Raw genomic sequence first — 10,087 nt, 5'->3', positions numbered from 1 at the left:
GAGTGGGGAAGTGGGGGAGCAGAAGAAGACATTACCCTACCACCGCATCGTGAAATGATGCTGGTCTCCGGTTATGCTGGCATCGGCAAAACGGCATTGGTGCAGGAACTCCATAAACCGATCACAGCAAAGCACGGCTATTTTATCTCTGGCAAATTTGACCAATTTGGGCGCAACATTCCCTACAGCGCGATCATCGATGCTCTGCAAAAGTTAGTGCAGCAACTCTTGAGCGAACCGGATGAGCAGGTGGAAGTGTGGCGATCGCGCTTGCTCACTGCTCTGGGCAGCAACGGACAAATCATCATTGATGTCATCCCCGAAGTTGAGTTAATCATTGGCAAGCAGTCGCCCATACCCGAAGTTGAAGCAACAGAGGCACAGAATCGCTTCAATCTCACGTTTCAAAGATTTGTGCGGGCGTTTTGTGCAAAAGAGCATCCCCTGGTCATCTTTTTAGACGATCTACAGTGGATCGATTCTGCGACTTTGAAGTTAATCGAACTCATCTTACTTGATGAGCAAATCCAGTATCTGTTTTTGATCGGAGCCTACCGAGATAACAAACTGACTCCAACGCATCCGTTGGTCTTAACGCTAGAGAGCTTGCGAAACCAGGGAGCAGCGCTTCAAGAAATTACCCTGACTCCTTTAACGATGGAACCGTTGACTCAACTGATAGCTGAGACATTACATCGCAATCCTGATACCGTTGGTTCCTTAGCCCAAGTCGTGTTGCGTAAAACCGAGGGCAACCCTTTCTTTGTGGGTGAATTTTTGAAGCTGCTACATAGCGAAAACCTGTTGACCTTTGATTCCCAACAGTTGAGTTGGCAGTGGAACTTAACTGAGATCGAAGCTCAAGATATCACCGATAATGTGGTGGAGTTGCTACTGCGTCAATTGCAGAAATTGCCGGGAGCAACACAACAAATTCTCTCCATCGCCGCTTGTACTGGGGCTGAATTTGATTTGGAAACGTTGGCGCTTAGCGCAGAGCGCAACTCCGAAGGAACCGTTTGCGAAAAATCACCGAAAGCAATTTTTCAGGATCTACTAGCACCAATACAAGCGGGATTAATTCAACCTTTGTCTGAATTGGACGAAGACTTGTTAGTTCAAGAGTATAAGTTTCTGCATGATCGCGTTCAGCAAGCGGCTTATGCTCTAATTGATGAATCGCAGAAAGAGGTTGTTCATCTCCAAATCGGTCGCAATTTGCTCGAAAAAACTTCACCAGAGCAACGATCTGATCGGTTATTTGAAATCATCGATCATCTCAATCAAGGACTTGAGCTACTCACTGCTCGATCAGAACGAACTGAAATTGCCAGATTGAATTTAATGGCAGGTCAGAAAGCAAAGGCAGCAACGGCTTATGAAGCAGCTTTTAAGTATTTCACTACAGGGCTTCAACTCCTCAATTCAGAGAGTTGGCAGAGTGAGTATGATCTCACCTTAGCGCTGTACTCAGAAGCAGCAGAAGCGGCGTATCTCCAGGGTTGCTTTGATGAGATGGAACAGTTGGTGGAAGTGGTACTAGCTCGTGCCAAAACAGTGGTTGACAAAGTGCAAGTCTACGATAGCAGCATTCAAAGATATTTGTCACAGGGCAACCTGAAAGAAGCACTAAAAATTGGCTTGGAAGTGCTGAAGCTCCTAGGAGTGATTTTACCAGAAGATCCAAGTGAGTTAGATGTTCGAGACGGATTGGAGTCAACGGCGGCACTACTTGCTGAACGAGAAATTGAAGACTTGATTAATTTACCAGAGATGACTGCACCAGAACCGCTAGCAGCAATGTCAATCCTAGCGAATATAGGGTCTGCTGCATTCATAGCATCACCAGCACTGGTGATACTGGTTGCTTGCAAAATGGTGAATTTATCAATCAACTACGGCAATGCTACCTGGTCACCACTGGGCTGTGCTGGCTACGGGTTTGTTCTATGTGGAGTTGTTCAAGACATTGAACTCGGCTATAAATTTGGTCAATTGGCTCTTAGCTTAGCGGAACGATTGAATACCAAAAAAGGCAAGGTTAAAGCATTACACATATTTAGTTACCATGTTATGCAATGGAAAGTACATCTTAAGGAGACGATACCACTGCTGGCTAAGGCCTATCACGAAGGAGTGGAAACCGGAGACTTTGAAATCGCTAGTTATGTTGCATATACCGTGTGCCACCACTCGTTTTTTGTCGGTGAGGAACTCACCCAGCTGGAACAGAAAACGGCAACCTACAGCAAAGCGGTTGATCGGATCAGACGGGAAAGCCCCTCGACTTGGATTGCAATAGTGTGGCAGACCATTCTTAATTTGTTAGATAGGTCTGAGAATCCCAGTCGCTTAGTTGGTCGGGTGTTTAATGAAGAGGAGGCATTATCACACGCTATTGCAGTTAAAGATGGAATTTCAATTCAAATACTCTATTTGCACAAAGTCATGTTGTGTTATCTGTTTGAAGAACACCATCAAGCTGTACAGACTGCTATTTTGGCAAGGCGACATTTTGAAGAAGCGTCGGCAATAAAGCTTTTACCTGTATTCTGTTTCTATCATTCTCTAGCGCTTTTAAGCCTATTGCTCGATGCTTCAAACTCTGAAAAAGTAGCTTGGCTAAGTTGTGTTATTGCCAACCAAGAAAAGATGAAGAAATGGGCAGAACATGCCCCAATGAATTATCTACATCAATTTTATCTAGTCGAGGCAGAGAAAGCGCGAGTCTTAGGGCAATTTCTTGAGGCTGAAGAGTTTTATGAACGGGCGATCGCAGGTGCTGCTGAAAATGAGTATATCCAGGAAGAAGCATTAGCTTATGAATTAGCAGCAAAACATTATCTGGCGCGAGGTCGGGAAAAGTTTGCTCAGACCTACATGAAAGAAGCGCACTATTGCTATGACCGCTGGGGCGCAACTGCTAAAGTTAAAGACTTAGAAACTCGCTATCCACAGTTCTTTTCTCAGTCGTCTGGAGCCGCTTCCACATCAATTCCTATTACTGCTAAAACTATCTCTAATCCCTTCCATACTGCTTTCGATTTAGCAGCAGTGATGAAAGCTTCACAGGCAATTTCTCGTGAAATTGAACTGAAGCAACTGCTGCGATCACTTATGCAGACTGTAATTGAGTATGCTGGCGCACAAACCGGATATCTGATTTTAGAAAACTCAGGAGAATGGTTAATCGAAGCGGCTTGTGAACTCAATACCGATGAAAATTCTTGTGCGACTCAGCTGTTGCCGTCTATTCCAATTGTCGATCAATTGCCAGAATCAATTATTCAATACGTGATTCGGACTCTGAAGCCTATCACCTTAAATGATGCGACTCATGAAGGTGCTTTTGTTAATGAGCCATACATTCAACAGAACCAGCCTCAATCTGTTTTCTGTCTGCCGCTGCTAAATCAAGCCAAGCTGGTCGGTGTATTGTATTTAGAAAATCGGTTAGCTGCTGGAGTATTTACACCAGAGCGATCGCAGGTCTTGCAGCTATTATCGACTCAAGCCGCGATCGCCATCGAAAATGCCAACCTTTACTCAGAACTACAAGCTAAGGAAAGCAAGATCACCCAGTTCCTCGAAGCGATTCCGGTGGGAATTGCGATCGTGGATGCGAAGGGTTGCCCTTACTATGCCAACCAATGCGGCAATCAACTCATAGGCAAAGAAACTGATCCTTCCATCGCACCGGAGCAGCTCTCAGAGGCTTATCAGCTTTATGTAGCGGGAACGGATCAAATTTATCCAGCGGAGAGCTTGCCTATTGTGCGGGCATTAAGGGGCGAACGCATCAGGACTGAAGATATAGAAATTCGTCGAGATCAGGCCACAATTCTACTTGAGGCACGGGGAACACCAGTTTTTGATCAACAGGGCAATATCACCTATGCGATCGCTACCTTTCAAGACATTACAGAGCGCAAACAAGCCGAGAAACTCCTAGCCGACTACAACCGTACTTTAGAGCAACAGGTCGCAGAACAAACTGCTGCGTTACGGCAAAGTGAGGCCAATTACCGCAACCTGCTGCAAACCGCGAATTCAGTCATCATTCGCTATGACACGCAAGGACGGATTCATTACATCAACGATTATGGGGTAAAACTCCTGGGTTATGAAGAACATGAGATTTTAGGGCGAACCTTATTTGAAACCATCATTCCAGAAGCCGAACTCTCTGGACGCGATGTGAGATCCATGGTCTACGATTTACTCCGTAATCCTCAATCGTACCCGCAAGGCGAGGGTGAAAATCTGTGTCGAGACGGACGGCGAGTTTGGATGGCTTGGTCAAATCAAGCCATCTTCAATGACCAGGGAGAGGTCGTTGAAATCTTATCGGTTGGCAATGACACCACCCAGCGTAAACAAGCAGAAGAGGCTTTACAACGCAGTGAAGCTAAGTTCCGAGCTATTTTTGAAAACTCTCAGGTCGGCATCGTCCGAGTCCGCATCTCGGATGGGTTAATCCTCAATGCCAATCAACGCTTTGCCAATCTGTATGGCTTTGACTCACCCGAGGAGATGATTGGGCTTGAACACACCGCAAGCTATTATGTCAATCCCAGCGATCGCCAACAAGCCGTTGAGTTGCTGAAGCAAGATGGGGAAGTGCCAAGCTATGAAGTACAACTGCGAAAACGAGATGGGACAGTGTTCTGGGGACTTTTCTCTTCCTATCTGAATGCAGCCGATGGATATATCGATGGCGTGATTGCAGATATTAGCGATCGTAAACAGGCAGAAGAGGCATTACAACGCAGTGAAGCTAAGTTCCGAGCTATCTTTGAAAACTCGCAGGTCGGCATTTTCCGAAACCGCATCTCAGATGGATTAATTCTCGATGCCAATCAATGCTTTGCAGAGCTGCTTGGCTTTGATTCACCCCAAGAGATCATTGGGCTGGAACACACCATAGGCTATTGGGTCAATCCCAGCGATCGCCAACAAGCCGTTGAGGTGATGAAGCGGGATGGGGAACTGCGAAGCCATGAAGCACAGCTGCGAAAACGAGATGGGACGGTTTTCTGGGGACTTACCTCTTCTTATCTGAATGCAGCCAATGGATACGTCGAAGGGGTGATTGCGGATATTAGCGATCGCAAGCAGGCAGAAGAAGCCCTACAAGCCTCAGAGACAAAGCTACGGACTCTAATTGAGGCAATTCCCGATCCGCTGTATGTACTAACTGCTGAAGGGCAAGTACTCGATGTAGTCGAGAGAGAGCCCAAGCAGACATGTAGACCAATCGAGGAGCAGATTGGTAAAACACTGCATCAACTCCTTGCCAAGGAACAAGCTGATGAATTCCTGAGTTGCATGCAGCAGGTGCTGAGAACCCAGCAAATCCTTACCATTGAATACAGCCGCTGGAAAGCTGGGCGAGAAATCTGGTTTTCGGTTCGCATTGCTCCAATCGACCACGACCAGGTGATTTTGCTGGCACGAGATATTACGGCGCTGAAGCAAGCAAAAGAAGCCTCAATTTTAGAGGAGCGCAACCGTATGGCACGCGAAATTCACGACACACTCGCTCAGTCGTTTACAGGCATTTTGGCTCAGGTCGGAGCGGCAAGCCAGGTGCTAACGGATGATGTAGAAGCAACTCAAGCACACCTAGACCTGATCAAAGAATTGGCGCGAACTGGACTGACTGAAGCGCGGCGATCGGTAATAGCGCTCCGTCCTCAGCTTTTGGAGGAGGGCAGTTTACAGAGTGCTCTACACAGTCTCATCGCTCAAACTAGAACTGCCGCAATGGATACCACTCTACATTATGAGATTGAGGGGACAGTGTATGCTCTCCCCACTGAAGTCGAGAGTAACCTACTGCGGATGGGGCAGGAAGCCCTAACCAATGCGACTAAACATGCAAATGCTGACGAAATTCGAGTGCAGCTAGTCTATGATCGCGATCAAGTTTGCTTGCGCGTGAGAGACAATGGACGAGGCTTTGGCGTTGGGAGTATTTCATCCTCTGAGGGTTTTGGCTTACTCGGCATGAGCGAACGGGCAGAGCGCATCGGCGCACAACTGACGATTAGGAGTCAACCTGGGCAGGGAACAGAAATTATTGTCACCGTCAACCCTTGAGTGAGCATTACGATGAGCCAAGCCACGCCCATTCGAATTTTAATTGCGGATGATCACGCTATTTTTCGGCAAGGATTAGCCACGATTATTAACCGTGACCCAGATATGAGCGTGATTGCCCAAGCCGAAAATGGGGAACAGGCGATCGCTCTATTTGGGGAACACCAACCGGATATCACACTCATGGATCTGCGGATGCCGGAAATGGAAGGAGTGGCCGCCATCGGTGCAATTTGTGCTGCTGCTAAATCGGCTCGGATTATTGTACTAACCACCTATGATAGTGACGAAGATATTTACCGGGGATTGCAGGCAGGCGCAAAAGGATACCTGTTGAAAGAAACGGAACCGGACGAGCTTCTAAACGCGATTCGTACCGTTCATCGAGGTCAGAAGTACATTCCGCCCGATGTGGGAGCAAAGTTAGTACAGCGACTCAGCAACCCAGAACTGAGTGAACGAGAACTGGCAGTACTCCGTTCACTAGCACAGGGGATGAGCAATGCCGATATTGCGACTGCTTTGAGTATCGGTGAAGGCACGGTGAAATCCCATGTCAATCGAATTTTGAATAAGTTAGATGTCAGCGATCGCACTCAAGCTGTGATTGTTGCTGTTAAACGCGGCATCGTGAGTTTGTAGGGTGTACTTTCGATCGAGTTGAGAGTCTAACTTAAGTTAGAGCCGGCCTTCTACTTTGCGATCGCAAAGTTACTCTATCAATTTGTACTGTAAAAGAGTTAACTCACTGTAGAAGACGGCTTGAAAGCGATCTCCTATATTGAACTTATTCCGAAAGAAGCTGAGTACTAGAACTGGACACGCCCCAGATAGCTAGGAAAAAACGATATTGAATCAATGAACCCCGCTGCAAGCAGACGGGGCTAGGATCTGCTGCCGAACCTAAAGCTTCGGATGGCAGTTTGTCCTGTTTGCCGCAGAGCGGAGGGGAATCTACCCCTACTAAATTGAATTTGAATCAAAAAGGAGACAAACCCATAAGCAACACCATCGACACAATGATCGATCCCAATGACAGCGTGCTGCTGCTGATTGATCCTACAGGAGTAATGAAATGAAAGGCAATCAGACAATGTTTGACGTCATCATCGTCGGTGGCGGATCCGCTGGCGCAGTGCTGGCCAATCGCCTGAGTGCTGATCCATCTCGCCATGTCTTGCTGATCGAAGCGGGCAAGGCCTATCCCCCAAACGCCTATCCCGACCCAGTCCGCCGTCAGGACCTGGTGGGTGGCGATCCGCCGCACGACTGGGGCTTTTACAGCGAGCCTGGCGTGCTGGGCAGAAGGCTTCAACTCAACCGCGGCAAGGTGCTGGGTGGCTCGTCTGCCATCAACGGTGCAGTGGCGATGCGGGTGCCGAAATACGACCACGATCGCTGGGCCAAGGCGCATGACCTCGACGCCTTGAACTGGCAAAGCTCGCAGGCCTTCTATCGTTCGCTGGAGCGTACCTCCGGCACTGGCGGCGACGGCCGCGACGGCTGCTTCCCCATCCACCAGCTCGGCGATGAAGAAGTGTCTGACCAGCATCGCGACTTGATCGCGTCGGCACTGGCGGCGGGCTACCAGCGCACATCGGGTTTTACGACGGGGCAGCCGTTGGGCGTTGGTCCCTGTGTGATGAACACCCGCATGGGTGTGAGGCTTAACACAGGAATGACCTTGTTGGGCGATGCGGTGCGCGCCCGACCTAATCTGACCATCCGTGACGAGACGCTGGTCGATGCCGTGTTAGTGGAGCATGGCCAGGCCCAAGGCGTCCGACTGGCGGGCGGGGCGAGCATCCTAGCGGGTGAAATCATCCTTTCAGCGGGCACCTATGTTAGCCCGGCGATCCTGATGCGTTCCGGCATTGGCCCCTCTGAGGTGCTGCGAGGCCTTGACATCCCGGTCGTGTCCGATCTGCCGGTCGGTCGCCGTCTACAGGATCACCCGATGATTCCGACCGTCTGGTCGATTCGCAAGGAAGCAGTAGGCCTTCCGTATCCACCCATCGGCGCAATGCTGTGGACGGCATCCAACCACGCGACGAACGGTGAGGCAGATCTAAACATCAGCACCGCGCCCCTGCCCGACGATGGGCAGACTTCCGACGGCGCGATGTTCCTGCTGTTTGCTGCGCTCGTGAGACCGCGTTCCGTGGGTTCCCTCACCATCGCCAGCCGTGATCCCTATGCTGCGCCCATCATCGATCTCGGCTTCCTGACGGACAGCGGTGACCGCGAGCGATTGGTCGATGGTGTCGAAGTCATCCGGGACATTGCGCGTCAGCAGCCTTTTGCCAATATGGTGGATGCAGAACTGGCACCAGGCGCGGCAAAGAGCGATCGCGCTTCGATCAACGCCACGCTCGCGGCCTCTGTGCTGAGCTATCAGCATCCGACCTCCACTGTACCCATGGGCGGACCGCGCGATGCCGGGGCCGTGGTGGATATTGACGGGCACGTTCGTGGCGTCAAGAGCCTGCGAGTCGTCGATGCCTCGATCTGGCCTGACGTGCCCTCCGTCGCAACGGCTTTCCCGACTATGATGCTGGCCGAAAGCATCGCGGCCCGGATGGCCTAAGAGAAGTACGCAATCAGTGAAAGCAACCCCGCTCGAAAGAGCGATAGCTCTGAGATTTGCCGCAGGGGCAAGTCCACATTATTAACCCCAACTTGGACACAATCACATGACACAAGATCATCTCACAAGCGACGTCACGCTCGCCACCGCCGCACACGCAAACACGCAAGAGGCTGGCAAGGGTCTGACTGCAGCACAATTGCTGAAGCGCAGTCTGGACACTTTCCTCGCCAAAGATATTAAGGGCTGGGCTGAACTCTGCGACGAAAACGTCGTCTTCGAATTCCCCTTCGCGCCCGACGTGGCGACCAGAAAGCTGGTGGGCCGAGCGGCTATCTACGAGTATTTGAAGAACTATCCCAGCGTCATTGACGTGCAGCGGACTCCCACGCTGAAGATCAACTCTACCGATGACCCCAACATGGCTATTGCCGAATGGAGCGTCTCAGGCCGGGTGATCAGCAACGGCAACCCCTATGAAATGAGCTACGCCACGTTTGTGACTGTCAAGAATGGGTTGATCGTCAATTACCGCGAGTACTGGGACCCGATGGTGTTCATGGCAGCCCTGAGCGGCGCAAAGTTCTGGTGACCTTGGCGAGTTGCTAAAATCCTTTCCCCCAATAGCATTGTCTATCATCCACCGCAGATAAACTCTGCATCACAAACAAGCAACTCTCAGCGGTCAGTATTTATCTACCTCAAGCTTCGTTCACCTCATTCCTAAAAAAAGCAGTGAAAGCTATTGTTCTTGACCATTATGGAACACCTGATGTTCTATATCTGACTGAAATGCCTGATCCAGTACCTGGTATTAACGAAGTATTGGTACGAGTCTATGCATCCAGCGTGAACCCTGTTGATATTGGCGTTCGACAAGGGCGTGTTTTATCAAGTGAACCACATCGTTTTCCCATGATTTTGGGGTGGGATGCCGCAGGAATTGTTGAAGATGTAGGAGATGGTGTGACTGATTTTGTTGGAGGCGATCGCGTCGTACTGATTTCAGAGCAGCCTTCCAGCGGCAGAGGTACTCATGCAGAACTCGTTGCGGTTCCGTCAACACAGATTGTGAAACTGCCTGAAACCATCAACTTTGTAACTGCCGCTGCCATTCCTCTAGCCGGTATTACAGCTCTTCAAGCCGTTAAAGCCCTCTCGCTATCACCTGGACAACTGATTCTGATTAATAATCCACTGGGTGCAGTGGGCGGCTTTGCTAGTCAGATAGCCTTGGTGGTGCAGAAAAGTCCTGAAAGGGTTGTTGTGAAAGGAGTCCCAAATGAGACAGGGTAGATGGGAAGGGGCATTTCATGAGAGGCTTGAATTCCCCAACTCAAGGCCAGTCTCATGGAAACACCCCTCTTGTATCGTCAACTGCAAGACCAATTGAGTCAA

5 protein-coding genes are annotated in these 10,087 nt (G+C 49.7%); all 5 read left to right on the top strand.

Annotation, left to right across the window (positions count from 1 at the left end):
• On the top strand, positions 1-6,102 hold a 6,102-nt coding region (locus tag IQ273_RS25065), incomplete at its 5' end, for a PAS domain S-box protein (RefSeq protein ID WP_194025871.1).
• A 12-nt stretch (positions 6,103-6,114) separates the two neighbouring features.
• On the top strand, positions 6,115-6,744 hold the full coding sequence (locus tag IQ273_RS25060; RefSeq protein WP_194025870.1) for a response regulator transcription factor: 630 nt from the start codon (positions 6,115-6,117) through the stop codon (positions 6,742-6,744).
• A gap of 433 nt (positions 6,745-7,177) precedes the next feature.
• Entirely contained in the window at positions 7,178-8,689 is a 1,512-nt protein-coding gene (locus IQ273_RS25055) for a GMC family oxidoreductase (RefSeq protein ID WP_194025869.1), read from the top strand.
• Between the two features lie 106 nt (positions 8,690-8,795).
• Positions 8,796-9,281, top strand: coding sequence for a nuclear transport factor 2 family protein (locus IQ273_RS25050; protein WP_194025868.1), 486 nt, complete (start codon positions 8,796-8,798; stop codon positions 9,279-9,281).
• A gap of 143 nt (positions 9,282-9,424) precedes the next feature.
• Complete coding sequence (locus IQ273_RS25045; protein ID WP_194025867.1) at positions 9,425-9,985, top strand: NADP-dependent oxidoreductase; 561 nt, start codon at positions 9,425-9,427, stop codon at positions 9,983-9,985.
• The last annotated feature ends 102 nt before the right edge of the window (positions 9,986-10,087 follow it).

It is taken from the genome of Nodosilinea sp. LEGE 07298 (genome assembly GCF_015207265.1).
In the GTDB taxonomy this organism is placed as follows: Bacteria; Cyanobacteriota; Cyanobacteriia; order Phormidesmidales; family Phormidesmidaceae; genus Nodosilinea.
The sequence above is the reverse complement of the archived record's forward strand: the minus strand, read 5'-3'. Positions and strand labels throughout refer to the sequence as shown.

Excerpts from the sequence above, each read along its gene's own strand:
- IQ273_RS25055 (WP_194025869.1), top strand. The coding sequence starts at position 7,178 with ATGAAAGGCAATCAGACAATGTTTGACGTCATCATCGTCGGTGGCGGA.
- IQ273_RS25050 (WP_194025868.1), top strand. The coding sequence starts at position 8,796 with ATGACACAAGATCATCTCACAAGCGACGTCACGCTCGCCACCGCCGCA.
- IQ273_RS25060 (WP_194025870.1), top strand. The coding sequence starts at position 6,115 with ATGAGCCAAGCCACGCCCATTCGAATTTTAATTGCGGATGATCACGCT.